The 25288-nt window shown below is 68.8% G+C and carries 35 protein-coding genes; 32 read left to right on the forward strand and 3 right to left on the reverse strand.

Translation table 11 applies throughout. The features are described 5' to 3' along the window. The first annotated feature begins 11 nt into the window (after positions 1 to 11). The 15 genes from HNQ09_RS09275 to HNQ09_RS09345 all read left to right on the forward strand — a co-directional run bounded on the left by HNQ09_RS09275 (position 12) and on the right by HNQ09_RS09345 (position 10963). A complete protein-coding gene (locus tag HNQ09_RS09275) occupies positions 12 to 314 on the forward strand; it encodes a hypothetical protein (RefSeq protein WP_184028266.1) in 303 nt (100 codons plus the stop codon). Next, positions 311 to 733: a hypothetical protein gene (locus HNQ09_RS09280; protein WP_184028268.1), complete on the forward strand. Its 423-nt coding sequence runs from the start codon at positions 311 to 313 to the stop codon at positions 731 to 733. Before HNQ09_RS09275 ends, HNQ09_RS09280 begins: the two co-directional genes overlap by 4 nt. A gap of 33 nt (positions 734 to 766) precedes the next feature. Further along, positions 767 to 1417, forward strand: a complete 651-nt coding sequence (locus tag HNQ09_RS09285) for a 3'-5' exonuclease (RefSeq protein ID WP_184028271.1) — start codon at positions 767 to 769, stop codon at positions 1415 to 1417. Beyond that, positions 1414 to 2193, forward strand: a complete 780-nt coding sequence (locus tag HNQ09_RS09290) for a hypothetical protein (RefSeq protein ID WP_184028273.1) — start codon at positions 1414 to 1416, stop codon at positions 2191 to 2193. Before HNQ09_RS09285 ends, HNQ09_RS09290 begins: the two co-directional genes overlap by 4 nt. After that, positions 2178 to 2579 carry a hypothetical protein gene (locus HNQ09_RS09295; protein ID WP_184028275.1) on the forward strand — a complete coding sequence of 134 codons (402 nt, stop codon included), beginning with the start codon at positions 2178 to 2180 and terminating at the stop codon, positions 2577 to 2579. Before HNQ09_RS09290 ends, HNQ09_RS09295 begins: the two co-directional genes overlap by 16 nt. Further along, positions 2519 to 3019 (forward strand): VRR-NUC domain-containing protein, encoded by a 501-nt coding sequence (locus tag HNQ09_RS09300; protein WP_343057710.1) that lies wholly within the window; start codon positions 2519 to 2521, stop codon positions 3017 to 3019. Before HNQ09_RS09295 ends, HNQ09_RS09300 begins: the two co-directional genes overlap by 61 nt. Further along, positions 3016 to 3423 carry a hypothetical protein gene (locus HNQ09_RS09305; protein ID WP_184028277.1) on the forward strand — a complete coding sequence of 136 codons (408 nt, stop codon included), beginning with the start codon at positions 3016 to 3018 and terminating at the stop codon, positions 3421 to 3423. The genes HNQ09_RS09300 and HNQ09_RS09305 overlap by 4 nt, the downstream gene beginning before the upstream one ends. A gap of 32 nt (positions 3424 to 3455) precedes the next feature. Then, on the forward strand, positions 3456 to 4871 hold the full coding sequence (locus HNQ09_RS09310; protein WP_184028279.1) for a hypothetical protein: 1416 nt from the start codon (positions 3456 to 3458) through the stop codon (positions 4869 to 4871). 9 nt (positions 4872 to 4880) lie between these two features. Continuing rightward, a complete protein-coding gene (locus HNQ09_RS09315; RefSeq protein WP_184028281.1) occupies positions 4881 to 5555 on the forward strand; it encodes a hypothetical protein in 675 nt (224 codons plus the stop codon). A gap of 586 nt (positions 5556 to 6141) precedes the next feature. Next, positions 6142 to 6936, forward strand: coding sequence for a ParB N-terminal domain-containing protein (locus HNQ09_RS09320; protein ID WP_184028283.1), 795 nt, complete (start codon positions 6142 to 6144; stop codon positions 6934 to 6936). Beyond that, positions 6933 to 7673, forward strand: a complete 741-nt coding sequence (locus tag HNQ09_RS09325; protein ID WP_343057711.1) for a hypothetical protein — start codon at positions 6933 to 6935, stop codon at positions 7671 to 7673. Before HNQ09_RS09320 ends, HNQ09_RS09325 begins: the two co-directional genes overlap by 4 nt. Beyond that, a complete protein-coding gene (locus HNQ09_RS09330; protein WP_184028285.1) occupies positions 7670 to 8461 on the forward strand; it encodes a phosphoadenosine phosphosulfate reductase domain-containing protein in 792 nt (263 codons plus the stop codon). Before HNQ09_RS09325 ends, HNQ09_RS09330 begins: the two co-directional genes overlap by 4 nt. Then, positions 8461 to 9120 carry a class II glutamine amidotransferase gene (locus tag HNQ09_RS09335; RefSeq protein ID WP_184028287.1) on the forward strand — a complete coding sequence of 220 codons (660 nt, stop codon included), beginning with the start codon at positions 8461 to 8463 and terminating at the stop codon, positions 9118 to 9120. The genes HNQ09_RS09330 and HNQ09_RS09335 overlap by 1 nt, the downstream gene beginning before the upstream one ends. After that, on the forward strand, positions 9108 to 10448 hold the full coding sequence (locus HNQ09_RS09340) for a phosphoadenosine phosphosulfate reductase domain-containing protein (RefSeq protein WP_184028289.1): 1341 nt from the start codon (positions 9108 to 9110) through the stop codon (positions 10446 to 10448). Before HNQ09_RS09335 ends, HNQ09_RS09340 begins: the two co-directional genes overlap by 13 nt. Further along, positions 10445 to 10963 carry an IbrB-like domain-containing protein gene (locus HNQ09_RS09345; protein ID WP_184028291.1) on the forward strand — a complete coding sequence of 173 codons (519 nt, stop codon included), beginning with the start codon at positions 10445 to 10447 and terminating at the stop codon, positions 10961 to 10963. Before HNQ09_RS09340 ends, HNQ09_RS09345 begins: the two co-directional genes overlap by 4 nt. On the opposite strand, the gene HNQ09_RS09350 is transcribed toward HNQ09_RS09345, so the two are convergent. Then, the gene (locus tag HNQ09_RS09350; protein ID WP_184028293.1) at positions 10960 to 11493 is read right to left on the reverse strand and encodes a YfbU family protein; all 534 of its coding nucleotides are present in this window, start codon (positions 11491 to 11493) and stop codon (positions 10960 to 10962) included. The two genes, HNQ09_RS09345 and HNQ09_RS09350, sit on opposite strands and share 4 nt — an antisense overlap. A 71-nt stretch (positions 11494 to 11564) precedes the next feature. Between HNQ09_RS09350 and HNQ09_RS09355 the strand changes: the two genes are divergently transcribed. From HNQ09_RS09355 to HNQ09_RS09430, 16 genes are all read left to right on the forward strand, one after another. Then, positions 11565 to 12134 carry a hypothetical protein gene (locus tag HNQ09_RS09355; RefSeq protein ID WP_184028295.1) on the forward strand — a complete coding sequence of 190 codons (570 nt, stop codon included), beginning with the start codon at positions 11565 to 11567 and terminating at the stop codon, positions 12132 to 12134. Between the two features lie 16 nt (positions 12135 to 12150). Beyond that, entirely contained in the window at positions 12151 to 13983 is a 1833-nt protein-coding gene (locus HNQ09_RS09360) for a hypothetical protein (RefSeq protein WP_184028298.1), read from the forward strand. Beyond that, positions 13952 to 15502, forward strand: a complete 1551-nt coding sequence (locus HNQ09_RS09365; protein ID WP_184028300.1) for a hypothetical protein — start codon at positions 13952 to 13954, stop codon at positions 15500 to 15502. The genes HNQ09_RS09360 and HNQ09_RS09365 overlap by 32 nt, the downstream gene beginning before the upstream one ends. A gap of 147 nt (positions 15503 to 15649) precedes the next feature. Further along, a complete protein-coding gene (locus HNQ09_RS09370) occupies positions 15650 to 16984 on the forward strand; it encodes a hypothetical protein (RefSeq protein WP_184028301.1) in 1335 nt (444 codons plus the stop codon). 73 nt (positions 16985 to 17057) lie between these two features. Beyond that, on the forward strand, positions 17058 to 17426 hold the full coding sequence (locus HNQ09_RS09375; RefSeq protein WP_184028303.1) for a hypothetical protein: 369 nt from the start codon (positions 17058 to 17060) through the stop codon (positions 17424 to 17426). 55 nt (positions 17427 to 17481) lie between these two features. After that, a complete protein-coding gene (locus HNQ09_RS09380) occupies positions 17482 to 18702 on the forward strand; it encodes a phage major capsid protein (RefSeq protein WP_184028305.1) in 1221 nt (406 codons plus the stop codon). Between the two features lie 68 nt (positions 18703 to 18770). Then, positions 18771 to 19388, forward strand: a complete 618-nt coding sequence (locus HNQ09_RS09385; protein ID WP_184028307.1) for a hypothetical protein — start codon at positions 18771 to 18773, stop codon at positions 19386 to 19388. Positions 19389 to 19391: 3 nt separating this feature from the next. Then, positions 19392 to 19805, forward strand: coding sequence for a hypothetical protein (locus HNQ09_RS09390; protein WP_184028309.1), 414 nt, complete (start codon positions 19392 to 19394; stop codon positions 19803 to 19805). Continuing rightward, complete coding sequence (locus HNQ09_RS09395; RefSeq protein WP_184028312.1) at positions 19802 to 20533, forward strand: hypothetical protein; 732 nt, start codon at positions 19802 to 19804, stop codon at positions 20531 to 20533. Before HNQ09_RS09390 ends, HNQ09_RS09395 begins: the two co-directional genes overlap by 4 nt. Then, complete coding sequence (locus tag HNQ09_RS09400; protein ID WP_184028315.1) at positions 20530 to 20682, forward strand: hypothetical protein; 153 nt, start codon at positions 20530 to 20532, stop codon at positions 20680 to 20682. The genes HNQ09_RS09395 and HNQ09_RS09400 overlap by 4 nt, the downstream gene beginning before the upstream one ends. Beyond that, positions 20679 to 21140, forward strand: a complete 462-nt coding sequence (locus tag HNQ09_RS09405) for a hypothetical protein (RefSeq protein WP_184028317.1) — start codon at positions 20679 to 20681, stop codon at positions 21138 to 21140. The genes HNQ09_RS09400 and HNQ09_RS09405 overlap by 4 nt, the downstream gene beginning before the upstream one ends. Then, complete coding sequence (locus HNQ09_RS09410; protein ID WP_184028320.1) at positions 21137 to 21640, forward strand: hypothetical protein; 504 nt, start codon at positions 21137 to 21139, stop codon at positions 21638 to 21640. Before HNQ09_RS09405 ends, HNQ09_RS09410 begins: the two co-directional genes overlap by 4 nt. Continuing rightward, positions 21637 to 21924 carry a hypothetical protein gene (locus HNQ09_RS09415; RefSeq protein ID WP_184028323.1) on the forward strand — a complete coding sequence of 96 codons (288 nt, stop codon included), beginning with the start codon at positions 21637 to 21639 and terminating at the stop codon, positions 21922 to 21924. Before HNQ09_RS09410 ends, HNQ09_RS09415 begins: the two co-directional genes overlap by 4 nt. After that, positions 21921 to 22901 (forward strand): hypothetical protein, encoded by a 981-nt coding sequence (locus HNQ09_RS09420; protein WP_184028326.1) that lies wholly within the window; start codon positions 21921 to 21923, stop codon positions 22899 to 22901. The genes HNQ09_RS09415 and HNQ09_RS09420 overlap by 4 nt, the downstream gene beginning before the upstream one ends. A gap of 111 nt (positions 22902 to 23012) precedes the next feature. Further along, positions 23013 to 23570 (forward strand): hypothetical protein, encoded by a 558-nt coding sequence (locus tag HNQ09_RS09425; RefSeq protein ID WP_184028329.1) that lies wholly within the window; start codon positions 23013 to 23015, stop codon positions 23568 to 23570. Between the two features lie 35 nt (positions 23571 to 23605). Next, the gene (locus HNQ09_RS09430) at positions 23606 to 23767 is read left to right on the forward strand and encodes a hypothetical protein (protein WP_184028333.1); all 162 of its coding nucleotides are present in this window, start codon (positions 23606 to 23608) and stop codon (positions 23765 to 23767) included. Positions 23768 to 23811: 44 nt separating this feature from the next. Here HNQ09_RS09430 and HNQ09_RS09435 read toward each other — a convergent pair whose 3' ends face one another. Further along, positions 23812 to 24222 carry a hypothetical protein gene (locus tag HNQ09_RS09435; protein WP_184028335.1) on the reverse strand — a complete coding sequence of 137 codons (411 nt, stop codon included), beginning with the start codon at positions 24220 to 24222 and terminating at the stop codon, positions 23812 to 23814. Between the two features lie 12 nt (positions 24223 to 24234). Beyond that, a complete protein-coding gene (locus HNQ09_RS09440; protein WP_184028338.1) occupies positions 24235 to 24585 on the reverse strand; it encodes a type II toxin-antitoxin system RelE/ParE family toxin in 351 nt (116 codons plus the stop codon). Between the two features lie 100 nt (positions 24586 to 24685). Between HNQ09_RS09440 and HNQ09_RS09445 the strand changes: the two genes are divergently transcribed. Further along, positions 24686 to 25270 carry a hypothetical protein gene (locus tag HNQ09_RS09445; RefSeq protein ID WP_184028341.1) on the forward strand — a complete coding sequence of 195 codons (585 nt, stop codon included), beginning with the start codon at positions 24686 to 24688 and terminating at the stop codon, positions 25268 to 25270. Positions 25271 to 25288 lie beyond the last annotated feature (18 nt).

Here is a 25288-nt window from a genome sequence, read left to right on the forward strand (position 1 = left end):
GAGGGCCCGTCATGACCAGCACACTGACACCGTCCACCCGCCACCACCTCACCATCGCGCCCGCCCCGATTCCCTCCTCCCCGGACGAGCACCAGCTGGCGCTCCCCAACGGCGAGGTCGTCGGGCGGGGCCGCACGCTTTTCCATGCGCGCTGCTGGCGGGAAGGCTGGGACGCCCGCATGGACCTCCGCAGCCAGCGCAGCGGCCCCCGGCCCCACCACGACGGCTACGCCCACTGGCGGCGCGGGTGGGAGCGGGCCAACGCCCACGAGCGCCAGCGGGAAAAGCGCGAGCGGCGCGAGAGGAGCGCATGAAACGGACCCTGAAAGTCGCGGTGGACGCGATCAAGCACGAGCGCGACCAGGGAGGTCAGCCCTTCACGACCCTGCACCTGGAGCTGCCCGACAACACCGAGCTGCGGCTTCTCCAGCGCGCCCACCGCATCACCCGGAAAAAGGACACTCGCGAGGTGGCCACCTTCACCCTCCGCATCTATGGCGGCGGCGACCGGCGCACCTGGACCGTGACCAGCCGGGGCAGCAAGACCAAGGACTTCAAGGTCGTGGCCGTGGTGGAGGTGTACTTCAACGCGCAGGCCCGCTTCGAGAAGTACCTCGACCCGGCAGACCGGACCGCCTACGACGTCGAACTCACGGTGGAGATCGAAGAACCCACCACGCCGCTGTTCCCGAAGAAGGACGACGACAGCGAGAGCGAAGGAATGAGCGCGTGACGGCGCGAGTCCCCTCCCGCACCGAGGACTGCCATGCCTGAGACGATGACCTCACATCCGCTCGACACCTTCCTCGACTGGGCCACCGACCCGCAGCTCGCCGTGCTCGACACCGAGACCACCGGGCTGCAGGGCGAGGTGATCGAACTGGCCCTGGTGGACGCCTGGGGCCGCACGCTGTTCGACGAGCGCATTCGCCCCAGTTGTCCGGTAGAGCCGGGCGCGCAGGCTGTGCACGGCATCTCCGACGCCGACGTGCAGGACTGTCCGAGCATCGCCGAGTTCTGGCCGCGCCTGCGCGACCTGCTGACCAGCCACCACGTCGTGATCTACAACAAGGCCTTCGACCTCCCGCGCCTGGTGCAGTCGCTCGACGCGGCCATGCCCGGCTGGCACACGGCGCCGGAAGGGGGACCCAGCACGGACCTGAAGGCGTTCTGGGCCTTGAGCGACAGGGCGCGGTGCGTGATGCTCGCCTACGCCCCGGTTCATGGTCAGCGCGGTTCCTGGGACAGCTGGCGCTGGGCACGCCTGCGGGATGCCTGCGTGCGGCGCGGTGTGCGCGAGGACGATCTGCCCGGCGCGCATAACGCCCTGGGCGACTGCCTGCGGACCCTGCGGCTGATCCAGGCGACGGCCGCGCTGACCCCTGCCGATGTGCCGTGGCTGGAGGGCGAGGAGTGACGGCAGCCGAACTCGCAGTCTTCCAATTGCTCACTCCCGAGGAGCGTGCCCGACGCGCTGAACTGGAGGAACAGGTCGTGATCGGCGTGCGCGCGGGCATCATGGCAGGCCGCGCGCTGCGCACCCTTCAGGCCGAGCGCCTCTACCGCAGCACCCACCCCACCTTCGAAGCCTACGGGCTGGAGGTCTTCGGCCTCTCCCGCGCCCGGCTCTACCAGCTGATCGATTTCGCGGATGTGGCGGAGGAGGCCGCGGAACGCGGCATCGAGATCACCAACGAGCGGGTGGCCCGGGCGCTGGGCGTGGTGCCCCCGGGCGACTACGGCCTGGTGCTCGACGTGACCCGCGCCGTGACCGGCAAGCAGCAACCCAGCAGCGCGGACGTGCAGGGCGTGGCCGACACCGTGCGGAACATGGCCTCCGGAATGCAGGTCGAACACCCCGACACCCAGCAGCCGGTCCCGCTGAGCGAGATCCCGCCCGAGCGCCGCGTGGAAGCCGTCACCATGGCGGTGCAGCGCGGTGCTCAGGACCGGCGCGACTTCCAGGGCACCGACGATCAGAAGCCGATGGACTACGTGGCCGGATTCCAGAGCATGGGCCTGCGCGGCGGGCTGATGTTCGGCCCGGACGGGTACTGGCTGGAGGTCATGGACCCCACGACCGGCGACCTGCGCCCCGGCCCGGTCGTGAAGAGCATCTGGGACGCCCCCCGTGCGTGGCGCAAACAGCACGAGGCCGAAATTCAGGAGGAAGTGGCATGGCCGAGCGAGTGATCACCCGCAGGTGTGGTTGTGACGGAGACCATCACGAGGGCTGCCCGGCCCATCCTCAGCAACGGGTGCGGGCGCTCTCCGCCATCAGCAGCCTCGGCGCCGTGGTAAGCCTGCGCGAGCTGGAGGTGGACTTCGGCAACGCCGAGGAGGCCGCCAACATCGCCGCCGTGACCCTCGTCTACGACGAGGCGAGCGGCCAGGTGCTGCGCGGCATGTACCGGGGGATGGCGATGCGGGACGCTGTCGCCATGGAAGTCGCCCACCTGCTCCGAACCTTCCGGTTCGTGCGCGCGAGGTACGGCACCTGCCGCCCCTGGTGGCGCTGGTGGCGCCCGACATCTGCGGTCACCCTCACGCCAGCGCGCTTCCGCGAGGTGCTCCTCTGACCCCCTTCGACGAGACGTTTCTGCGCAAGTACAAGCGCAGACACCCGCACCTCTTCCCCCAGGACGCGGCCCCCGCACCGGCAGATCAGCCCGGTGCGGGGCTTCCACGTTCCGCCAGCAACGGCTACGCCACCGAGGCCGAGTTCCAGACCGCCGCGAAGTCGGCGCTGGAAGGGCGCGGCTGGGACGTGCAGGAGAGCCTGAAGGGCAGCCACGGCGGCGGGACCGTCTGGTATACGCCCGGCTGGCCGGACCTCGCCATCTACCTGCAAGACGGGACGCGCCGCCTCTGGTTCGCCGAACTCAAACAGCCGGGCAGGACGCCCACGGACGAGCAGCTCGCCTGCCACGCCCGCCTGCGAAACGCCGGGTTCCGCGTGGTCGTGGCCTGGACGCTCGAAGGCCTGCTCGCCATCGAGGAAGAAGAAAGGACTGCATGACCCAATCCGCTGAACGCCCTCAGGAGACCCTGACCGCCAAACCCGGCCTGCCCGACCTGTACCGTCTCCTCGCCGTGTTCAGCGGCATTCCCAAGCCCACGCTGCCCGCCCTGAGGGATTCCGGCCTGTGGACCCAGGACGAACATGCTGCCATCAGCGACTACCAGCGCGGCCTGCTGCGGATTCTCGCCACAGACGGCCGCATCCGCTGGGTCACCTGGGGACCGGACGGCCCGGGCTACGTCCTGACCGGGTACGGGGACGCGGCGCTCGACGTCTACCGGCAACGCTACGGCCCGGCCCACACCCCGCGGCGTGGCCCGTCCCTCGGCGAGATCTCGAAGCGCAACCGCCAGCGCGATGAGCTGGTGCAGCTGCTCAACCAAAGAAAGGCCTGCTTGTGAAGTGGAGAGACCGGCTCGACGAAGAACGACGCGTGAGTGACCTCCAGACGGGCCGCAGGCCCAGGAAGGTCACGCCCCTCTCTCTCGCAGCCCTGAAGCCTGGCGATCAGGTGTACTACCGTCCTCCTTCCGCCACGCGGCCCTACGCCGGGCAGCGCGCCCAGGTGGTGCGCGCGCCCCGACTGGACGTGAAATCTCCCAGCTTACGGCTGAAGTTTCAGGACGGGGCCGAGAAGACGGTGCCCGTGAGGCAGGTGGGCCGGGAGGGTCAGCCAGAGGTGGCCCCCTACCTGGTCGACGCTCGCAGCCGCCCGAGCTGGAAACGTCTGGTCGCGCAACTGGTGGAGGCGGGGAAACTGGAAGCCGCAGAGGCTCCCGGCGGCGCCGATCTCCGGCAAGCGGCCGAGCAGCGCGCCCGGCAACTCGCGGGCATGGTGGTCCCGAAGGGCAGCGAGGCGTCGAAAAAGGTGGACGTGGCCCGCGTGCTGCTCGAAGCGGCCCAGGTGGAGGCGACGGCCGCCGCTGCCCGGCAGGGTGGGCGAGCTGGGCGCGGCCCGGTGCGGCCCGTGTTCCTGCCTGATCCAACCCAGGACGTGGACACGGCCCGGCTCAATCAGGACCAGCGGGCCATGATCAACAACATCGCCCGCTGCATCCACCTCCGGTATTTCCTCTCGGACGCCGAGGGCCGCGCCGGGGCGCGGGTGCCGGGCGTCCTCCAGCAGATCGTCCGCGAGGCCGCCCGCCCGCTCGGCGGCACCGACCTCTCCACGCCGAGCGGCGGCAAGAAGAACGCGGTGGCCGGGATCATGGAGGACAGCCTGCGCTCGGCCTATCAGCTCGCGCTGGAGGCCTGCCAGCAACTTGACGCGGGCCAGACCGACCACGCCCGCGCCCTGGCTCGCCAGGTGCAGGAGCACCGGCTGACCTACCTCACCGCGAACGCCGAGCTGGAAAAGTACCGGGTCAAGCACCACACGGGCCGGTACTTCCACGGCGACGTGCTGAGCGTGCGTCTGGAGCACGACGGCGGCGGGATGACCCAGTTCTATGCCCGCGTGACCTTCGTGTACGCCGAGGACGGGCACACGCTGATCGTCGCTAATGCGGCCGAGATCGAGTCTCTGACGGCCACCCGAGTCGGGGCGCAGGGCTGGGCCAGCCTGTGCCGCTGGGTTGAGGACACCAGCGAGCGCGCCGGGGGCCGCAAGCAGGGGCGCCGCCAGGACGACGACGAGCACCTGATCTACCGGGACCACGACGGTTATCTGGAGCTGCGGCCCACGCTGGCAAAGTACCCGGACCTGCTGCGAGCGCTCGAAGCCGTCCGGCGGTCGCTGATGATCGACGAGCGACAAAAGGACATCGACCTGAGCGAGATTCCTGAGCATCACCCGGCGCCGGGTTACCACCCACCCGTCCCCACGGGTTCGCAAAGCAGCCCGTAAACTCTCCATATGTCCAGGAGCCACATAGACCACGGCGCGCACGGCTTCACTGTTCTGGCGCTCATGGAGGAGATGACCCGCTCTGGTCAGGACATGATCACAGCGCAGGATCTGCTGCAATACCGGACTCTTCCCAGGCTCTCCGTTGAGGACGTCGAATATCTGATGAAATTCTTGCTGGGCTTCGGCTGGCTCTCCGACCGGGACAGCGACTATGAAACGAGCATCTATCGCGTCACGCCAAGCGGAAAGCAAATGGTCTGGTACTGCAATTCAAACGGGCGAATAGCCCTTGAATTTCCAAGCCCCAACCTGCCTGCTACGCAGGTTAATGTCGGGCAAGGTGCGCAGGCTCCGTTTCAGATGGCTATGAACACGGGCTCTGGAACGATTTACGCCACGCAGACCAATCACATAGGCCCAGAACAACAGGCGCGTGTGCTGGAGTTGCTAGATAAGCTGTCGGCGATCCTCGAACGCATGGAGCCGAACACAGACCGGGATGTAGCTTCTACAGTGCTGAGTACGCTCCAAAACGCTGCCAAGGCGGGCGCGTGGGAACAGGTCAAAGCGCGCGCCAACGCCCTTATGACAACCGTGGCTCTGGTTTCGAGCATCGGCGCCGATGGGCCAGAAGCCTACGCCTTGGCACAAAGCATCTTCCAGGCAGTCACTGGGGCTTGACAAAACGCCCCCCAAATTCGCCTAATTCTGCTCAGACTGCACGCCGTCTACCCTGAACCCAACGCCTCCGCCTACGCGGGGGCGCTTTTCGTTCCGGGCCACCGTGCCGTCTGCCGCCCACCGCCGGAGGTGCCCGCCATGAAGCGCTGAACCTCTTCCCTCTTCTCGCCACACACAACCTGAGAGCAGCACCCGAAACCGCGCACGCCTGAGGGCTGGGCGGCTTTTCTTGGCCCTCAGAACGAGGAGCGGCCCGGACGCGGCGCACTCACCTCACAGGACGTGACCGCGGCCTTCAGGGCGGATCCATCCGGGAGTATCGCTGCCTTCTCCGGGCAGGCATCAGCGGCTGGCCCAGGGCCGAAAACCTGGGCACCCCTGCGCCCCGCCGAGCAGGCACGCCGCCGCGCCGCCCAACCTCCAGGGCACAGCGGACCGGCTCACCCGGTGACAACTCCGGGAGGGCGCACCACCGGGCCGCAGGACTCCCCTGCCCCACGACCACCTCAAGACGCCGCTGCCCCCTTGGGCAAATCCTTGCGCGTCGCCCCGCTGTCTACCCTGGTGGACACGGGCTGGAGCATGTATGGCACCACGTAAGAACCCCGCCCCGGCCGACACCGCCCTGCGGATCGAGTACCTCCCGCTCGACCAGCTCGCCCGCTGGCCCGGCAACCCCAAGGAGCACGCCGACGGTGCCATCGCCGCCAGCATCGCCCGCTTCGGCTTCCGCGACCCCCTCGCCATCGACGAGACGACCGGTCGCCTGATCGCCGGGCACGGCCGCCTCTCGGTGCTGGAGCGCGCCCACGCCGCAGGCAGCCCGCCTCCCCAGTTCGTGCAGGTCCGCGAGGACGGCATGTGGCTGGTGCCGGTCACGCGCGGCGGCAGTTTCGGCAGCGAGGACGAGGCCGCCGCCTACCTGGTCGCCCACAACCGCACCGGCGAACTCGGCGGCTGGAACGACGAACTGCTCAGGGGGATGCTGGGCAACCTCGACGACGACCTGCGCGCCGTGGCAGGCTTCGACCTCGCCGCCTTCGTGCAGGAGACGGACGCAGCAGCCGCGAGTGCCCCCGCCCTTCCGGAACCGCCTTCGGAGTTCCTGAACGACCTGATCGGCGGAGCGGCAGCGCCGCAGGCGCAGGCCTCCCCCACCCCGGCGGCGGGAGGTGACGCGGCCCCTGCCGAGCCTGCGCCTCCCGCATCTGGAGGGCCAGGCGGCCCCGAGTACGTGCAGGTCGTGTACGTGGTGCCTGCGCCGGACCGTGACCTCGCGCAGAAGGCCGTGAAGCAGGCCCGCGAGCAGTTCGGCGTGGCGACCGCGCCCGAGGCCTTCATGGCGATCATCCGCGCCTATCTGAACGAGGTGACCGCGTGAGCCCCGATCCGATGAAGGCCCACCCCGACGACGAGAACGAGATCCACGACATCGCCGCGTTCGTGGACCCAGCGCGGAACGTCGTCACGCCGGTCATGCAGCTGAGCGAGGAGCTGGCCGGGCAGCTCGTGTGGGCCTTCGCCCGCATCGTGCGCGCCGCCCACGGCAGCCGCGCCGCCCGCACCCCCGACGAGGACGGCATCACCCGCGCCCAGGAGTTCGAGGAAGGGGACGTGTACATGCTGGAGAGGCCCTTCGACGGGTACTTCGCCAGTCGCTACCTGATGGACTTCTACAACGTCGAGGAGCGCGGCATCTGCTCGCGGATGCACCTGCACACTGGGCTGAGGTTCGTGCGGATGATGACCGGCCCCGGCACCACGATCCGGGTGGGCAGCCTCAGCCCCTTCCTCGTCACCAACGTGCCCGGCGTGACGCCCTTCATCCCCTTCCAGTTCGAGGACGAGCTGCCCGACCTGCCCCAGGGCGTGGAGCGCACCCGCTACAACCTGCTGGTGCCGCCGAACAGCTTCGTGGACATGCAGATCCCGCGCGGCGTGTCGCACCAGTTCAACGCCATCGGCCCGAACGCGGTGATCGACTCCGTACACCCGGAAGAGTCCATCGAGACGTTCCGCGAGCGCATGTCCGGGTTCAAGATGCTGGCCCAGACGATCTTCCTGACAGAAGACCGTCCCGACGCCAGCAATTGCTCGGACCTCAGGGAAGAGGAATGACGGCGCCCACCATCCCCCGCAAACAGGTGTCCAGTCAGCAGGCCTGGCTCGACACCTGGGCACGGGTGGAAGACCTCTGCCCACCCGCCCAACTGGACGCCCTGATCGAGCACACCCTGGCCGAGATGCGCGCGCAGTTCAGCGGGCGGCAGGTGGCGTTCGCCTGGAGCGGCGGCAAGGACTCGCTGGTCGTGGAGTGGCTGTGCGACCAGCTCGGCACCGAGGCCTGCGTGTTCGGCATGACCAACCTCGAGTACCCGGAGTTCCTCGCCTGGGTCACCGACCACATGCCGCCCGGCGTGCAGGTGATCAACACCGGCCAGGACCTCGCGTGGCTGGCGAGGAACCCGCAAATGCTCTTCCCGCAGCGCGCGCAGGACAACGCCCGCTGGTTCCGGGTGGTGCAGCACACGGCGCAGCGGCGGTACTTCCAGGAGCACCAGCTCGACGTGCTGGTGCTGGGCCGCCGACACGCGGAAGGCAACTTCTGCGGCGCGGGCGGCCTCTACCGCAACCGCGAGGGCATCACACGCTACAGCCCGATTCGGGACTGGTCCCACGAGGCCGTGCTCGCCCTGATCAAGCGCGAGGGGTACAGCCTCCCGCCGATCTACGGGTACCCACGCGGCTGGCAGGTCGGCACCGGCTGCTGGCCGCAGCGCCTGTACACCAAGAGCCAGCAGCAGGGCTGGGACGAGACCTGGGAGATCGACCCGGACATCGTTCGTCAGGCAGCCACGGTGCTGCCCCAGGCCCGCGACTACCTGCACGCCCGGGGGCTGACGTGATGTGCGGCCTGTACGGCTTCTGGCGCAGCGGCGGCCCGCCGGAGGCGGACAGGTTGCGCGGCCTGGCCCTGCGCGCGGGCACACGCGGCCCCCACGCCCATGGACACGCCACGCAGGGAGGACGCCACGTGGCGCTGGGGCCGGTGGCGCTCTCGCCCTTGTCCACCGTGGTGGAGAGCGTGATCGGCCACGCAAGGCTGGCGACCGCTGGAGCACACGACGACCTCGCCTGCGCGCAGCCCTTCCAGGTGGGTCCGCTGTTCGTGGCCCACAACGGCACCGTGCCGGGAGCCTCCGCGCTGGCCGCCCGGCACGGCCTGAACCCGGCGACCGCCAGCGACAGCGAGGTCCTGGCGCTGCTGCTGACCCGCACCGACCTGCGTGCAGGCGTGGCCACCCTGCTCGACACACTGGCGCCGGGCGTGCCGCTCGCGCTGCTGGTGCTGACCGAGGACGGTCAGGTGGTCGCTGCCCGGCGAGGTCACCCCCTGCACGCGCTGACCCGAGAAGAAGGCACCTACCTGTGCAGCCTGCCCTTTCCGGGGAGCATGCCGCTGCCCGACGCCACGGTGACGGTGTACGGCTCGGGCGAGCAGTACCCGCTGGCCACCACGGCGCATCTGCGCCGCCATCAGGGAGGCCCGCAGTGGACCCCCTGATGCGCGAGGACGTCGCCGGGGACGTGTCCGCGCCCCACCCGGGCCTGAAGCCCTTCAAGTACAACCCGAAGAACAGCCGCCTGAAGGCCGAGGACAGCGACCAGGACGTGCTGACCCTGGCCCGCGAGCGGATGCGCGCCCTGTTCGAACGCTTCGACCACGTGTCGGTGAGCTTCAGCGGCGGCAAGGACTCCACCGTCGTCCTCAACCTGGCGCTGGAGGCCGCCCGCGAACTCGGGCGCACCCCGCTCGACGTGGTGTTTTACGACGAGGAGTGCATCTACACCGAGAACATCGACTACGTGCGCCGGGTGGCCGCCGACCCGGACGTGGCCCTGCGCTGGGTGTGCGTGCCGGTCAAGCACCGCAACGCCTGCTCCAGCGAGTCGCCCGTGTGGTACCCCTGGGCGCCGGAGGACCGTCACCTGTGGGTGCGGGAGCTGCCGCAAGAGGCGATCACCGAGATCCCGGGGTACGACCACGCGGACCCGGCCACCCGCCTGAGCATTCCCGAGGTGAGCGGCCTGCTGTTTCCGCCCACCCTCGGCAACGTGGTGCAGCTGCTGGGCATCCGGGCCGACGAGAGCCTGATCCGCCGGGCCGCCGTGAGCCGCCGGGTGGTCGACAACTACATCATCAAAGACCGGGGCGGCTACGGCGGAGCCAACGACGTGCAGCACGCCGGGAATGTCTGGAAGGCCTACCCGATCTACGACTGGCGCACCGAAGACGTGTGGTTGGCGCCCAAGCTGCTGGGCTGGGATTACTGCCGGGTGTACGACCTGCTCGACCAGATCGGGTTCACGCCGGGCAAGCAACGGCTGGCGCCCCCGTTCGGCGAGGAGCCGATGCAGCGCCTCGACCAGTACCACCAGTGCGAGCCTGCGCTGTGGGACCGGATGCTGGCCCGGGTGCCCGGCGCGCAGACGGCCAAGCGCTATTCCCGGACGGAGCTGTACGCCTTCGGGGAGATTCCGGACAAGCCGCACGGCATCACCTACGAGGCCTGGTTGCGGGACCTGGTGACCTCCAACTTCCCCGAGAAGGAAGCCCAGGCCGTCAGCAAGAAGATCCGCGCGCACTTGCGGATGCACTACCGCAAGACGGCGGACGCGCTGGCCCCGCACGTGGACCATCCGCTCACTGGCTACTCGTGGACCTTCTTCGTGAAGATGGCCATGCGGGGGAACTTCAAGGACCGTCGTCAGCCAGCCTTGGGCCGCCGCACTCCTGAGCAGTTCCAGAAAGACCTCGCGAAGTACCGCGCCGACCTCCAGCGCTATCAGGGCGAGCTGGCGGAGGCCCGCGCCCTCCTAGGAGACCAATGAATCACGGCCGCGATGCCCAACCCCTGTCACGGATCGAGTGGGTCCACCGCGACGACCTGCACGCCAACGGGTACAACCCCAACCACGTCGCCAAGCCGGAGATGGACCTGCTCAAGACCAGCCTGTTCGAAGACGGCTGGACACAGCCCATCGTGGCGAGGCCCGACGGTGAGATCGTGGACGGCTTCCACCGCTGGACCTGCAGCGGCGACCCGCGCATCTACGCGATGACTGATGGGTACGTGCCGGTGGTGCGCCTGCTGCCGCCCGCGACCGGCGACCAGATGCTCAGCACCATCCGGCACAACCGGGCCAGGGGCGAGCACGGCGTGCTGCCGATGGCGGACATCGTGCGCCGCCTGATTGACGAGGAGGGGCTGACCCCTGAGCAGGTGATGGTGCGCTGCGGCATGGAGAAAGAAGAAGTCACCCGCCTGTATGACCGAGGCGGGATGACGGTAAGGGGAACGCAGGGGCGAACTCAGTTCAGCAACGGGTGGAAGCCTAGTAGCTAACGATGGTTTTCCGGGTGAACTGCGGCCTGCCTCAGTGCCTCCAGATCATCAGCCGACAGCGCCTCACCCGTTGTTCGGCGCTGCCCGTACTCATCCAGCATGCGCTGATAGCGAGCGCGCGTTGGGCCATGACTGTTCGGGAACCGGCCGTTTCGGAGGAACATGGCGTAAATGCTGTCCTCTTCACGGGCAGCAAATCCCGCGAAGCTAAGAAGGCGGCTCTCGTTATTGCCATCAAATCCAATGAACCGAAGGGCGAAGTTCTCTTGGGCGGCGAGATCGATGCTGTGCGCCTCGACCGCATCGTGAATGGCCACGTACATGTCCAGCACGTCGTATACAAACTCCGATTCTTCGGCGGGAATGGCGTCTGGATCAATGCTCGTGAACAGTTCGTCGTATAGGGCCTCGTAGCCCCGGGTGACGATTTGTTCCATGCGCTCGTAGTGCTCCTTTTCCTCGGGTTCCAAGGCTGCAAGGATTCGGAAATTCTGCATCAGCATCAGCCGTTCCAGCTTCGTCAACTCCATAACGCACCTCCACCCTGACTATGCCAGGGGGAGGCACTAAAAACTCACGCAAAAGAGGAGGTGACCTACCCATGACCAAACGTGCCCCCGCCAAGCCCGAGACAAATCCGAAAAAGAAGAGCAGCAGCGGGGCGCGCAGCGCCGAAGACAAGCGCGTCAAGCACGACTGGAGCGCCATCCGCCGCGAGTACATCCGGGGGGACGACACCGTCACGCTGGCCAGCCTCGCCGCCACACCGGGCTACCCGAGTGAGAGGCAGCTCGAACGCCGATCCAGCGCGGAAGATTGGCCCGACCTGCGCCTCCAGATGCGTCGGGAGGTTGACGGGAAGCTGCGCGCCCTCGACCTCGACATGAAGACCGAGGTGCGTCGGCGGCAGCTGAAGGTCGGAACGGCCCTGATCACGCTGGGGGTCCGCGCCATGGCGCACCAGGACCCGGAGAAGATGGATACGCTCGACATGTCCCGTGTCATCAAGATCGGCGGGGAGCTGGAGCGCAAGGCCCTGGGCATGGACGAGCTGAACATCAACTTCGGCCGCATCAAGTCCCCGGACGACCTCGACAAGTTCAGCGAGGAAGAGCTGTGGCGCATCGCGGGGATGCTGCCACCCGACGAAGATGACGACGAGGAGTTCTAGCCGCCCGCCCGGCTGGATGACGCGGCAGCACGCCCTGCAAGCCATCGCCCGCAAACGCCTGCGCGACAGCGGCAAGCTTCCCGAGCAGCAGCCCCAGCGCGACGAGCAGAGCCGCTGGACCGAGCGCTACGGCACCGACCTGATCGGCTTTTGCGAGCGCGTCCTCGGCATAAAGCCCTGGAAAGGCATGAACGGCAAGCCGGGCCAGTACGAGATCCTGGAGGCGATTCAGGACAGCGTGCGGCGGCAGCTCGCGGGCGAGCAGAACGTCCCGTTCATCTTAGTGATCGAGGCGGCCCACGGCGTCGGCAAGACGTACGGGATCGGCGCCCCCCTGATCGCCTGGTTCTACCGCTGCTTCGCGCCGTCGGTGATCCAGTCCACCGCGAACACCAACGACCAGGTGCGCGACACCCTCTGGAAGAACATCCGCATGCACGTCGCCAACGCCAAAGCGCGGCGGCGTAACGTCATGCCCGGCCTGCTGCCCCGCGACATGCGCGCCGAGCAGAGCGCCGACCACTTCGCCATGGGCTTCGTCACGAACGACGCGGGCGGGACGGGCACGGAGCGCGTGCAGGGCCAGCACAACGACTTCCACCTGTGGGTCTTCGAGGAAGCCGAGGGTATCGCGGAGTTCATGTACGACGCGGTCAAGCGCCAGTTCACCGGCAACACCGTCCGCATCTGGCTGCTCTACGCCAACCCGAAGACCAGCGCCAGCACCTTCCAGGAGATGAAGCTGCACCCGCTGGCCCTGGTCTTCCGCCTCTCGCTGCTCGATTTCCCGAACGTCTGGGGCGGGACCAACGAGGTCCCGGGCGGCACCGACCGGACCACCTTCAACAACTGGATCGAGGACCAGCGGACCTTCGGGTGCGAGGTGGTGCCCGAGCTGGACGAGACGCGCCACACCTTCCAGGTTCCCTGGGACGTGCCGAAGGCGGGGGGCGGTGTCCACCCGGCGGGCACGATCTTCGCCCCGAAGCGTGGCTTCCTCTACGGCGCCCTGGGCGTCCCGCCGAGCGGAGGCGGCGGGGACACTTTCATCAGCGCGGGCCGCTTCGACGCCTGCCTGACCCGCGAGGTGGTGCCCGCGCCCCTGCTGGAACCGGCAGACCCGGTCGGCGATCAGGTGCAGCGCCAGATCTGGGCTGGACAGATCGGGGTGGACTGCTCACGCTTCGGGGACGACGCCGGGACGATCTACTCCCTGGCCCGGCGGGTGCTGCGCTTCGAAGAAGCCATCCAGGGCGCGCAGGAGCTGGACGAGATCGGCCGCACCGACCGCTACGTGCAGGCGGTCGCCAAGGCCGCCCGGCGCCTGGCTGCCCAGGGCATCACACGCCTGAGCATCCGCGTGGACGCCGGATACGGCGGCGGCATCGTGGACGGCCTGCGCAAGCTCACAGACCTCGCCGCCCTCTTCCCGGACGGCTTCGTGGTGCACGAGGTCGCCTTCGGCAGCGTGCCGAGCGACCCCGACCAGTACGCCGACCTGGTGACCGAGATGTACGCGCTGACCGACGAGGTGCTCAGCGCTGTCCGCATCGACAAGGCCACGCTGCCGCTGCTGCTCAAGCGGGATCTGGTCGAGCGCAAGTACGGCTACGTCACGCGCCGTGACCGAGATGTCCGAAAGCTGGAGAAGAAAAGCGACTTCAAGAAACGCACCAAGGGGCAAAGCCCCGACGACGGCGACGGCGCAGTCCTGGCCCTCGCCCCCGAGCGGCTGTTCCAGAGGCCCGGCCGCCACGATCCCGCTGCCGAGGCAGCAGCATCCCTGACCGTGCAGTCCGGGCAGGACACCGAAGGAGGTGAGTACAACGACGTTTATTCTTGGTCCTGACGGACAACCGGTCAGCAGCGCCCGCGAGGCCAGCGACGGGCCGACCGCCCAGCTGCGCGGCGCCAGCATCCCCGCGAACCCGACCATCCTGGATACCGCCGCCGGGATGGACCCCGGCCTGCGCGGTGGCTGGACCTACGCGGACGGCGGCGGCCGCCCGGCCCTGCGCGCCGGGCGCTACGGGGTCAACCGCGAGGCCGAACGCCTGCGCTGCCGCAGCGTGTACTTCCTCAACCCCCTCTTCCAGGCCGCGATGCGAATCGCCACCTCCTTCCTGATCGGCGATGCCTTCACCTACGGCGAGGTGCAGGACAAGACCGCCCGCCTGGGCCTGGAGGAGTTCTGGCAGGCCAACAACCTCGGCACCCTGATGAGCGAGCGCTGGCTCACCGAGTTCTTCCTCGACGGCGAGAACGCCACGGTGTTCCCGACCGGGGACGCCGACCCTGGAGCAGACGCCCCTGCCCGCATCGGCTTCCTCGACCTGGAGGCCGGGGTGCGCGTCGAGAGCGACACGGCCGTCGGCACCACGGCGTCGGACATGGTCACCGCCCTGCACCTGCGGCAGAACCTGCGCGAGCGCACCTGGGACCGGGGCCAGTTCGTCTGGACGGCCAACGACGCGCTCTGGAACGACCCGCGCGGCTTCCCGCTCGTCTCCGGCGCTGTGGACGCGGCCATGGCGTACATCGCGCTCGCCAACCACCGCCTCAACATCCACGAGGTGCAGCAGCGCGTTGTCGGCATCTACACCGCGATGCTCAACCCCAGCGAGCCCGACGGCGGGGAAGCGAAGTGGCGCATGAAGGCCGCCGCGTTCCGGCACATGCCGCCCAAGGGCGCCATCGTCCCCCTGATCACCAAGCCGGGGCACGTGGACAAGGAGGGCAACCGCTACGACGGCGTGACCGAGAAGCTGGAATTCCCCAGGCCCGCGAGCGGGGCGAGCGACGCCGCGTCCGACATGGGCGTGTTCCTCCGGCTGGTCGGCCTGTGCCTGGGCGGTCTCCCCGAGCACTGGTTGGGAGAGGGCGGCACCGTCACACGGACCACCGCCAACAACATGAGTCTCCCAGCAGTGCGCCTCGGGCAGATGCGGCAGGCCACCGTGCGGGGCTACCTCGACCGCCTGGTGCGAACGGAACTGCTGCGCCGCTGGCCGGGCCGCCTCTACACCGTGTACACCACCAGGACCAGCGCAGACGGCCTCACCCGCGTCCGGTCCCGCCAGCGGCTCCCGGCTGAGCGGCTGGAGTTCCCCTGGGTGCTGCCCTCGATCACTGAGGAGAGCCTGGAGACGACGCTGCGCGTGGTCACCGCGATGGCCGATCGTGGCTGGATCAGCGACCAGACCGGCGCGGGACGCCTGGGTGCCGACGTGCCCACCGAGGTCGAGCTGATGGCCGCCGCCGGACGAACGTTCGGCCAGGCCCGTACTCCTATCCCACCGCCAGGAGGTGAACCAAATGCACGACCAGAACCAGAACCCACCGACCCCACTGCGGGAACCAGCGCCTGACCAGCAGGACCGCCCCACGAAAGAGGTAGGCGGGAAGCCCCGTCAGCCCAAGCGCGTGAAGCGCGAGCAGGTCACGGAGCGGGAGGTGCTACGCGAAGCGTAAGGGTTCCCGGCCGCCACGCCCCAACTTCCCCTGAAAGGATCCCTATGCCCGAGCACCTTAACCGTTCGCCTTGCACCTCGGCCGTGTCCGTCCGCCTGCTGGAGAGCGCCCAGCCCCAGCCCGAGCAGGGAGCGTCTCTGCGCGAGAGCCGCGCTCCCGACCGCGCCCACGTCACCATCCGCGAGGAGACCCGCAACGGCAAGACCGTCACGCTGGTCGACGTCACGGTGGCGACCGCCGGGAAGATCAACCGCAACGGCCGCCTCTACACCCGCGAGGTCTGGCAGGCCGCCATCACGGCTGCCCAGGAGGACATGCAGGCCGGGAAGCTGTGGGCGCTGCTGGAACACCCCGAAGACAGCTGGGACCGCTGGGACCCCCTCAAGGGCCGCCTGGAGAACATCTGCATCCGCTACGAGTCCTTGACCCTCGACGGGAACGCGGTCAAGGCCACCGGTCTGCTGATCGAGACCGTGGCCGGACAGGACCTCAAGGCGCTGCTGGGCGGCGGCATCGCGGTAGGCGTCAGCAGCAACGGCACCGGCAGTGTGAAGTACATCCCCGCCAAGGAGGTCGCCCCGGATCATCCCGACCCCGAGGTTTACATCGGCGTCATCCAGGACGACTTCCGCCTCCTGACCATCGACATGGTCAGCGACCCCAGCGACACCAGCGGTCAGGCGCGGCAGCGGGAAGCCGCCCGGCGCCAGAAGGAGAACACCATGCACCCCAAGATCCGCGCCCTGATGGAGAAGCACGGCGTCAGCACCCTCGAGGAGCTGAAGGCCAAGGCCATGAGCGAGTACGTCGCTGCGATGGAAAGCATCGTCAGCGAGGCGACCCAGGCGCCCAGCCCCTCGCCCACGCCCGCCCCGGCACCGGCTCCTACCCCTGCCCCCGCGCCCACTCCGGCCCCCGCGCCTGCGCCTTCTCCCGCCCCGGCGCCCACGACGAACGCCGAGGGCACGCTGGAGCGCAACGTCCTGGCGCTGAACGCCCGCCTCGAAGCCAGCGAGCGCCAGGCCTTTACCGAGAAGCGCACCAACATCGCGATCACTGCGCTGGAGGCCGCGCAGCTCCCGCGCGCGCCCAAGGTCGGGGACCTGGACCTCGACGCCCGCTTCCGCGAGCAGGTCACCCAGGTCGCCATCAGCGCTCAGAGCGACGAGGAGGCGCGGCAGCTGGTGGACCAGATGATCCAGGAACGCCGGGTGCTGATGGGCGCCGCCAGCCTGCCGCAGCGCGGCCGCGCGCAGGAGAGCGCCGGACAGCGCGCGGGGGGTGTCTCCCTCCCGGGCGGCAACAACAGCGCCCCCGCCCGGCAGCTTGAGGGACACAACCCGGTCGCCAGCGTCCGCAGCAGCCTCGGCCTGAGATAAGCCGCGCCGCCCCCGTCGCCCCTGCCGCCCTGCGGCCAGGGGCTTTCTTCTTGTCCCCACCGAGGTCACCAGCATGGATACCCGCGCCCACGGCAGCCCCCAGGACGGCATCACCCTTCCTCTCGCGGTCCCCGCCAACGCCCGCAAGGGCCACCCCATCGCCATCGGCACCGGCGGCCTGATCGGCGTGCTGATCACCGACCGCATCACCGCCGACGACCTGAAGAACCCCGCCAAGGCCAACCCCCAGGGCCTCGTCGCCGGGCAGGCCAGCGTGTTCCTGCCCGGCATCAGCATCACCCTGCGCGTGAACCTGCCCGCCGCGCTGGCGCAGGGCGCCAAGGTCTACCTCCAGCCCGACGGCTCCTACAGCGACCTGAACACGGGCGTGAACGTGGGCTGGAAGGTCAACGGCCTCCTCGCCGTCCGCGCCAACAGCTGAGCGCGGCCCGCCCCGGCCCTCCGCCCCCTTTCCCCACGCACCACCAGGAGACCGCATGACCGTCCAGAAACTCCGCATGGGCTACCGCGAGGCGGCCCTGCGCGGCCACATCCCCGAGGCCAGCGTCGACAAGCTCACCATGATGACCATTCTCGAAGCGGGCATCCAGGCCTTCTACAAGGGCTACTACGGCGCCCTGCTCGACGAGCACCTCCAGAAGAGCCAGGACCTGCGGATCAGCAACCGCGAGGGCTGGGACATGGCCCTCAGTGCCCAGGACAGCGTCCTGGAAGACCTCACGGGCATTCGCTGGGCGCACCGGCAGCTCGAGACGCTGAGCACCAGCGACTTCCTGCTGGCCCTGGCCTACACCCGCGACGCGGCGCGCAAGCCCGGGTACGCGCCTTTCGAGAGCGAGCTGCTCAAGGTCGCCCGCACCCGGACGACCAACAACTTCAAGCCGATCAAGGCGCGCGGCGCGACCAACCTGCTGCACCGCTTCCTGGCCCGGCGTCCCGAGGCGACCAACGTCCAGTACACCGGCTTCATCGGCCAGGGCGAGTTCTACAGCGGGGTCAACTATGAGTTGGCCATCGGCTACACCTGGGAGATGTACACCAACGACGAGATCGGCGAGTTCGTCGAGGCCATGGAGGAGCTGGGCGAGGCGGCGGCGCGCACCCGGGCGTGGTCCGTCATCGACGCGATTGCCCGTATGGCGCCGCGCGTGCCGCTGCTCAACGGCGAGCAGGGGCCGACCATCCAGAACATCCAGGCCATCAAGAGCTTCATGGCGAGCCAGACCGTGGACGGGCGTTTCGTGGCCCGCACCATGACGGACATGTACCTGCCTCCGGCCTGGGACAGCCTGGCGTACGTCAGCCTCAACAGCCAGGCGCTGGCGGGCAGCACGACGGACGGCCTCCAGCCCAACATCAACCCGGTCTACCGGGCCGCCGCGCCTCACAACGAGCCGCTGATGGCCGAGATCTTCACGCAGGGGCCTGAGGGCAACCCCAGCTACAACGACCCGGCCGCCGGGTACGCCAACCTGAGCGACAAGGACTGGGTGGCGCTCGACCGCAACGCTCGCCCCATCGAGATCAGCTACCTCGAGGGCTTCCAGGCCGGGCCGCGCACCTACACCAAGATCCCGGACACCGTGGAACTCAACCACGGTTCGTTCGAGAACCACACGTACGCCGTGAAAGTGGGCGACGTGCACGGCGCGACGGTGTCCGAGCGCACGGCCGTCGTCATCGCCCAGGGCACCTGAGCCGGGCCTGAAGCCCACCTGTTGATTGAACGGGCCGGAAGCGACGCTTCCGGCCCGGGAGGACCTCTATGACGAAACTCCTCACTCTCGTGCTGGCGCTGCCGTACTTCGACGGCGTCACCTGGCACCGCGACGTCGGCCAGTCGTTCGACACCTCGAAGCTCGACGCCAAGGTGGTCGAGAAGCTGCAAACCAAGGGCTTCCTGATGACGGCGGCAGCGTACAAGGCCCGCACCAACCCGGAGGCCGCTGAGGTCCAGGCCACCGCCGACGCGACCGCCGAGCAGTTGGTGGCCGCGCGGGAGCGCGTGACCGAGCTGGAAGGCCAGCTTCAGACGGCCAACAGCAGTCTCACTACCCGGACCAGCGAGCTGACCGAGGCGCAGCGCAAGGTGACCTCGCTGGGCGAGCAGGTCGGCAGCCTGACGACGCAACTGGGCGAGGCCACCCGCAAGGCCCAGGCAGTCGAAGAGGATGTCCAGGCGCTGGCCCAGTACCGCGAGGTGGTCGGCCCGCTGCTGCCCACCACCGAACTCCAGCCGCGCGCCCATAAGAGTCTGCTGACTCACGGGTACTACACCGTGAAGCTGGTGCAGGCCGCCACCGACGAGAAACTCAAGGCCCTGCCCGAAGTCGGCGACACCACGGTGGAGACCCTGCGGCGCCTGTACCCGGCGCAGGGGTAAGCCGTGACCGCGCCTGCTCCGCTGTCCATCTCCGAGCGCCTGGAAGCGGAGATCGCCCTGACAGCCGCTGACCTGAAGATGAGCGAGGAGGTCTACAAGCGGCGGCTCAAGCTTTGGGACCGGCTGGCCAGCCAGCGGACAGGTCTGGACAAAACGTCCGAGCAGCACTTCCAATTCGTTCTCTCCCTGGCGGCAGCAGCCTGGATCGCCGAGCTGCTGCGGGACGCTGAAAAGTTCCGCGTTGAGGGACAGGTCGAAGAGGCTCGCGACCTGCGGATCCGGATCGCCCGACTGGAGAAGATTGAGGCGGCGGCGCGAGTGGCCACGCTCCCCGCTGCCGAACCGATGGCCACGCCGGGCTCAGCCAACCCCACTCCACTCCTGATGGCCTGGGGCGTAGACGGCGGCGAGCCGTGACGGGGCAAGTCGACCGCATCCGCGCCCGGACGCAGGCGCTGCTGGCGAGCAAGGCCGACCTGCTCTACACGGCCAGCAGCACGTTCTCGCAGGCAGGCCTCGTGCAATACGGTCTGCGGGACCTGAACAGCGAGAACGCGGGAAGAAATGCGGTGCGGCTGGCGACCGACCCCATTCCGGCGAGCCTGCGGGTGCTGAACATCCTTCCAGGCAGCCCGCGCCCGGAGACCGGCGAATCTGCCCGCCACGGGCAGGCCAGGCTCTACGTGGGCGACTGGACGGACACGCATCCGGTCACCGGGATTGCGTTCGCTGTCTGCCGCCTGGTGGACGAGCGGGCCTACCCGCTGGTCGCCACCATCGGGACCGTGGGCTTCCGCCTGCGGATCTCGGCTCTGGGTGCTCCGGCCCTCAGCGTGAACGGGGGGAACGACCTCCAGGCGACCGCGAACGACAGCCACCGCGGCCACCTCCCGCCCGGCGTGCAGCTCCAGCCGGGCGAGGTGATCACCACGGTGGGTGGCGACCGCTACCAGGTGGTGCCGCCCGTCCAGCGCGACGCCCTGGGGGACACGGTGGGGCTGAGCTGGCAGGGCAGTGGTGCGGGTGCCCCCCGCCCCCCGCTCTCCCCGCCTGGCAGCCCCGATCCGACCCCCGGACCAGCGCCCACCCCGACTCCCAGGCCGGACGGCAGCTATGACCCCTGGTGGGACGAGGAAACGCCATGAACCAGCCTGATCCTCCTGATCTGCGGCGGCTCCAGCAGCTGGCCGATCGATTGGCGGCTGCGGCCGCCGACCAGCTGAGAGCCGCCCACCTCCAGCTGGACGCCGCCCGGCAGTTCGCGGCGGCTGTGGCTCAGCTTCCGAAACTATGAGCTTCGAGGTCGAGGGCGACCTGCGCGCCCTGATTCAGGACGTGCAGACGCTTCCCGAACAGCTGACCACCGGACTCAACCACGCCTGGGCCGACGAGGCCAGCAGGCGCCTGCGCGAGTACGTGGGCGGTGGCCCGGTCACCAGCTACCTGCGCATGCGCTCCGGCGCGGCCCGGGACAGCGTGCAAGCGACCTGGAATGCCCAGGGCGCCAGCCTCTCCGTTAGCGGCCCCGGCATGAACTTCCTGGAAGAGGGCGGCACCATCCGCCCCAGGAAGGGCAAGTACCTGACCTTCCGCATCCGCGAACCCTGGGACGGCGAGCAGGCCACCGGCCCCTGGATTCGTGCGCGCCAGGTCAAGATCCCTGCCCGCCACATGGTCCGGGACGCTGCCGTGCAGGCCCTGGACACGCTGGGTGATCACCTCGACTTCATTCTGGGAGGTCTGACCGCATGACCGCGCCGGATGCCCTCTGGCCGCAGAACGCTGCCCTGCTGCTGCGCCTGATCTACAAGCGGGCCAAAGCACTGGGGCCACTGCCCGAGCTGCTTCCCCGCGCCCTGCAGGACGTCGAGATCGAGGCGGGCCGCTCCGAGTTCGCGGTGGTGGACAGCCGGGAACTCGACGGCGCGGGCTGGGACGGGACCTTCCTGGTCCTGCCCCGCACCTACACCGGCTACATCGCCGTGCACTACGCCGCCGACGTCGATCAGCGCGAGACGCTCCCCGACGAGGCCCGCCTGACCACCGCGCTCGCCACCTTCACCGAGGACCCCCGGGCGCAGGCCATCCCTGGTCTGCGGCAGTTCGGGACCGTCCCCGCCCGCTGGTTCCTCAACGACCGGCCCGTCAAGTTGGAACGCCCGCTCGTGCTGACGCTGGAGCTGGAGTGGTCGCTCGACGTCGACCTGCTGATCCCCCGTGAATTCCTCACCCCCGGAGGCTCCCCCCCATGACCGAGAAGAAATCCACCGGAGACCGCTTCGAGTACACGGGCGGCACCGCCGGTCACGTCGTGATCGACGGTCAGCACGTCGCGGACGTGAAGCCCGGCGACGTGATCGAGGCCCGCGACACGGCGCACGCCCGGCTGATCAAGAAGTCCGGCCAGTTCGAACCCACCACCAAGCGCGCCACCGCCACCCCCGGTCCCGAGCGCCTGCCCGAGATCCCGGACGCCACCGACGCCCCTGCCCCCGCTCCCACGCCTGAGGCGCCCGCCTCCACGGAGACCGCATGACCTTCGTCGCCAACACGGCGTCCCGCAACCAGGGCCGCCGCGGACACCTGGGACTGGCCCTCCAGGCCTCGCCCGGGACCTTCCTGCCCCCCACCCACTACCTGCGCCTGACCGGCGGCAGCGGCTTTCTTCCCGACGACCTGGAACGTATGAGCCAGGCCTTCCGCGGCACGGCCTTCGAGGCGCCCGCCGAACGCGCCGGGACCGACTACCAGGGCCGTAGCGTGAACTTCGAGGCCAGCGCCGCCGACCTGGTCATGATGCTGAAGGCCAACATGGGGATGCCGGACGCGCAGGGCGTGATCACGCCCGTGGACAGCACCCAGTGGGACAACTTCTTTCCGCTGCCCGCGATCAGCGGCCAGTGGTTCGTGCCCGGCGCGGGCCACGTCCAGTTCACCGACGGCCAGTTGCACGAGCTGACCCTGACCGTGCCCGAGCAGCGCACCGAGATGGTGACCGGCACGGCGAACTTCCACGCCGGGCGGGCGGTGCTGCACCCGGAGGGCGAGGCGGGGTTCACGCCTGCGGCCGCCGTCATCCCCAGCTACACCGGAGCCTTCGGGCGCCTGCACCACAGCGTCAAGATCGCGGGCGTGACCTACAGCCCGGACGGTGCCAGCACTGCGCGCTTCTACAACCCGGTCGAGCCGCTGCCAGCCACGGGCGAGTACGTGGACGGCTTCGCGCCCAGCGAGCAGCCCATCGGCGTGGAGTTCGGCATGGCCTGGGGCCGCCCAATTCCCTCAATTCTGGAGGCGTCCCGCACCAAAGCCTTCCTCAGCTACGTCTGGCGGCTCGCCAGCGGCGGCACCGAGGCGGCGCCCGCCAACCTGATCGAGGTGACCGCCTCGGTGCAGGTGACGGCCCGCGAGGTTCCGGTCAGCCCTGGCCGCGTACGGACCACGGCTACGTTCCGGGCGCGGACGCAGACGCCGGGCGTCAGCCCGTTCAGCATCACCGTCAAAGCCGCCTGACCCTGACCCCTCACCCGCACCTTCCGCCACGCCACCCGCGACTCCCGGGGCGTGGCGGTCGATCACCAGCAGCCCCGTGCGGGTGGCTGCTGACCAACGACAGGCAGGGACATGACAGATACGCTTGCACTTCTCCAGCAGCAGAACAGCCGGGAAGTCTGGCTCCTCCTAGACGCGGCCACCCAGGACGTGACGGTGGTGCGCCCCGGAACACCGGGAGCCGGACGCTTCGTGATCACGCGGGTCCCGGCCCGCGACATTCGCTCCAACCTGCTCTATGCCGCCCTGGGGCGGGACGGGTACCTGGCCTACGCGAACTGGTACAACAGCCAGGCGCAGCAGGCCCGGGCGGCCGCCGAGGGAAACACCCGCAAGGCGGATGACCCCGAGCCGTTCGACGATTCCTTGCCGGACGACGCCCGCTGGCGGGCACACACGGTCGCGCTGGAGGAGGCGGTCGAGGACGCGGTGCTAGCAGTCGGCCTGACCTCCCCGGAGTACGGGGCGGCGCGTAGCGTGCTGGGGGCCTACCGCTCGGTTCTGGTGCGCGAGATCGTGCAGTGGGGCCGGGAGCCTCCAGCGTGGGACCCCCCAGTGCCCCCGCCAGAGGAGGCCACGCCTGAACAGCTGGCGGCGGCTGAGGAGAACGACCTCCAGGGAAACTTCTAGAGCGCGAACTCCGTGCCGCCCTGACCCTGCATGCCATGAGCAGCGGGGGCATGGGCGGCGGGTACGGCAGCCCAGCCCTCCAGGTGGCCCTGTGCTACCTCGACGAGCTGGCGTGGCAGGCGGCTGTCTGGACGTTCGCGCAGGGAAGATCGGCCTACCGGGAGGCCTGGGACCTGGAGCACCGGAAACGAGAATGACACCGCCTGGCGCCCCAGGCGGTGTCGGGTCTCCAGCAGTCGGTTCAGCTGTGGGGCAGCTCGGCCACGTACGCGGGGCCGCCGTCGAGCGGCTCCAACAGCAGCTTGGCGCGGTAGCCCATGCGGTGGGCAGTGTCCCCGACCGTGCTCATGTACAGGTTGGCGTCCTCGGCCTCGATCTGCGAGACCCGGCCCGAGGTCATCCCCCAGGCTTCCCCCGCCTTGCGGACCGTCAGCCCCTGGGCCGTGCGGATGGCCTTGAAGGCGGCCCCGGCGCTGCCCAGGACCACGGCGGCCGCGATCTCGCCCGGGGTCATCTCCACGAAGCGGTCCGGCGGGAGCGTGCCGCCGGAAGCCTCCTGGCCCTCGGCCTCGTTCAGCAGCGCCAGGTAGTCGGCATCCGGCAGTTCGTCCAGGCCGAGCGTGTCTTTCCATTGCTGTGCGGTCTTGGGCATACGGTTCCCCCTTCAGGAATCGGCCTTCCAGGCCTGGAGCGCGGTCTTGAGGGCGGGGCCGGGCGCGTCGCCTTCTTTGGTCTCGGCGCTGGCGATCACGATCTCACCCGTGGGGCGGAAGAAGAAGTACACGCGGGTTCCGCCCTTGATGCCGCCGCGTGCGTGGGTCTTGAGTTCCCAGATGGGCAGCGCCTTGAGCTTCTTGGCGTAGCTGCTGCCCGCGCCGTGGGCGTGCAGGTCGGTCAGCATCACGATGGCCGCGTCCACTGCTGCCTGCTGGCCCGCCGCCACCATGTCCAGCAGGTCGTCGATCACGGCGGGCCGCTGGGCCTGAGGGCGGAGGTAGAGGACCAGGGCGGGCATGTGCTTACTATAGGCTAAGCAAAAGGCTTTGTCAAGCCAATGCTAAGCAGATGACTTAAATGTGTTATGCCCAACAGGGACAGGAGCTTAAGCTGGCGGCATGAGCCTGGACCCCGAGACAAAGGCCCGGATTGAAGCCGAAGAAGCGTATCGAGCAGAGGTGCGTGCTCGGCCTCAGGGCAAACCGCCGACACATAAGGGACGCCAGAACGGCATCTTGCTGCTTGTATTGGGCATCATCGCCGCTCTGTACTTCCTGGGATCAGGGCTGCCTCGGGGCCTGACTTCGGCCCTCCCTGCCCCACAGGGTGACCCGGTGGGAATTGAGGTGCAGGCTCAGGCCACACCAGACAATTATGGAGTAGACCTCTTTGTCACCTTGAAAGACGCTGGGGGGCAAGAAGTTGCTGCCGCGGGGAACGCTGTCATTGCGGTGTACTCGCGCGATTACACCGAGCCGGAGCAAGTTCTATGGAGCAAGAGCGTCGGCGTCCGCACCGACCAGTTTTCTCGGGGAACGCGCGGCCAAGGTGCTTTCGAGCGGGACGCCGTTTTTGCCGAACTGGCCTCGGTAACGACCGCGGAACTGCGGCGGGAATCCGGTAAGGCGATCGATATTCGTGTGCGCTACATCCTGCTGGACGACACCGTGCTCGAAGCCAAAGAGATTGCTTTTCTTCCATAACATCTGATTACCCACACT

It is taken from the genome of Deinococcus budaensis, assembly GCF_014201885.1.
GTDB lineage: Bacteria > Deinococcota > Deinococci > Deinococcales > Deinococcaceae > Deinococcus > Deinococcus budaensis.

What these genes read in the sequence shown, in the direction of transcription:
- HNQ09_RS09275 (WP_184028266.1), top strand. Translation starts at nt 12, where the DNA reads ATGACCAGCACACTGACACCGTCCACCCGCCACCACCTCACCATCGCG.
- HNQ09_RS09280 (WP_184028268.1), top strand. Translation starts at nt 311, where the DNA reads ATGAAACGGACCCTGAAAGTCGCGGTGGACGCGATCAAGCACGAGCGC.
- HNQ09_RS09285 (WP_184028271.1), top strand. Translation starts at nt 767, where the DNA reads ATGCCTGAGACGATGACCTCACATCCGCTCGACACCTTCCTCGACTGG.
- HNQ09_RS09295 (WP_184028275.1), top strand. Translation starts at nt 2,178, where the DNA reads ATGGCCGAGCGAGTGATCACCCGCAGGTGTGGTTGTGACGGAGACCAT.
- HNQ09_RS09305 (WP_184028277.1), top strand. Translation starts at nt 3,016, where the DNA reads ATGACCCAATCCGCTGAACGCCCTCAGGAGACCCTGACCGCCAAACCC.
- HNQ09_RS09315 (WP_184028281.1), top strand. Translation starts at nt 4,881, where the DNA reads ATGTCCAGGAGCCACATAGACCACGGCGCGCACGGCTTCACTGTTCTG.
- HNQ09_RS09320 (WP_184028283.1), top strand. Translation starts at nt 6,142, where the DNA reads ATGGCACCACGTAAGAACCCCGCCCCGGCCGACACCGCCCTGCGGATC.
- HNQ09_RS09330 (WP_184028285.1), top strand. Translation starts at nt 7,670, where the DNA reads ATGACGGCGCCCACCATCCCCCGCAAACAGGTGTCCAGTCAGCAGGCC.
- HNQ09_RS09335 (WP_184028287.1), top strand. Translation starts at nt 8,461, where the DNA reads ATGTGCGGCCTGTACGGCTTCTGGCGCAGCGGCGGCCCGCCGGAGGCG.
- HNQ09_RS09345 (WP_184028291.1), top strand. Translation starts at nt 10,445, where the DNA reads ATGAATCACGGCCGCGATGCCCAACCCCTGTCACGGATCGAGTGGGTC.
- HNQ09_RS09350 (WP_184028293.1), bottom strand. Translation starts at nt 11,493, where the DNA reads ATGGAGTTGACGAAGCTGGAACGGCTGATGCTGATGCAGAATTTCCGA.
- HNQ09_RS09355 (WP_184028295.1), top strand. Translation starts at nt 11,565, where the DNA reads ATGACCAAACGTGCCCCCGCCAAGCCCGAGACAAATCCGAAAAAGAAG.
- HNQ09_RS09360 (WP_184028298.1), top strand. Translation starts at nt 12,151, where the DNA reads ATGACGCGGCAGCACGCCCTGCAAGCCATCGCCCGCAAACGCCTGCGC.
- HNQ09_RS09370 (WP_184028301.1), top strand. Translation starts at nt 15,650, where the DNA reads ATGCCCGAGCACCTTAACCGTTCGCCTTGCACCTCGGCCGTGTCCGTC.
- HNQ09_RS09375 (WP_184028303.1), top strand. Translation starts at nt 17,058, where the DNA reads ATGGATACCCGCGCCCACGGCAGCCCCCAGGACGGCATCACCCTTCCT.
- HNQ09_RS09380 (WP_184028305.1), top strand. Translation starts at nt 17,482, where the DNA reads ATGACCGTCCAGAAACTCCGCATGGGCTACCGCGAGGCGGCCCTGCGC.
- HNQ09_RS09385 (WP_184028307.1), top strand. Translation starts at nt 18,771, where the DNA reads ATGACGAAACTCCTCACTCTCGTGCTGGCGCTGCCGTACTTCGACGGC.
- HNQ09_RS09400 (WP_184028315.1), top strand. Translation starts at nt 20,530, where the DNA reads ATGAACCAGCCTGATCCTCCTGATCTGCGGCGGCTCCAGCAGCTGGCC.
- HNQ09_RS09405 (WP_184028317.1), top strand. Translation starts at nt 20,679, where the DNA reads ATGAGCTTCGAGGTCGAGGGCGACCTGCGCGCCCTGATTCAGGACGTG.
- HNQ09_RS09410 (WP_184028320.1), top strand. Translation starts at nt 21,137, where the DNA reads ATGACCGCGCCGGATGCCCTCTGGCCGCAGAACGCTGCCCTGCTGCTG.
- HNQ09_RS09415 (WP_184028323.1), top strand. Translation starts at nt 21,637, where the DNA reads ATGACCGAGAAGAAATCCACCGGAGACCGCTTCGAGTACACGGGCGGC.
- HNQ09_RS09420 (WP_184028326.1), top strand. Translation starts at nt 21,921, where the DNA reads ATGACCTTCGTCGCCAACACGGCGTCCCGCAACCAGGGCCGCCGCGGA.
- HNQ09_RS09425 (WP_184028329.1), top strand. Translation starts at nt 23,013, where the DNA reads ATGACAGATACGCTTGCACTTCTCCAGCAGCAGAACAGCCGGGAAGTC.
- HNQ09_RS09430 (WP_184028333.1), top strand. Translation starts at nt 23,606, where the DNA reads ATGAGCAGCGGGGGCATGGGCGGCGGGTACGGCAGCCCAGCCCTCCAG.
- HNQ09_RS09435 (WP_184028335.1), bottom strand. Translation starts at nt 24,222, where the DNA reads ATGCCCAAGACCGCACAGCAATGGAAAGACACGCTCGGCCTGGACGAA.
- HNQ09_RS09440 (WP_184028338.1), bottom strand. Translation starts at nt 24,585, where the DNA reads ATGCCCGCCCTGGTCCTCTACCTCCGCCCTCAGGCCCAGCGGCCCGCC.
- HNQ09_RS09445 (WP_184028341.1), top strand. Translation starts at nt 24,686, where the DNA reads ATGAGCCTGGACCCCGAGACAAAGGCCCGGATTGAAGCCGAAGAAGCG.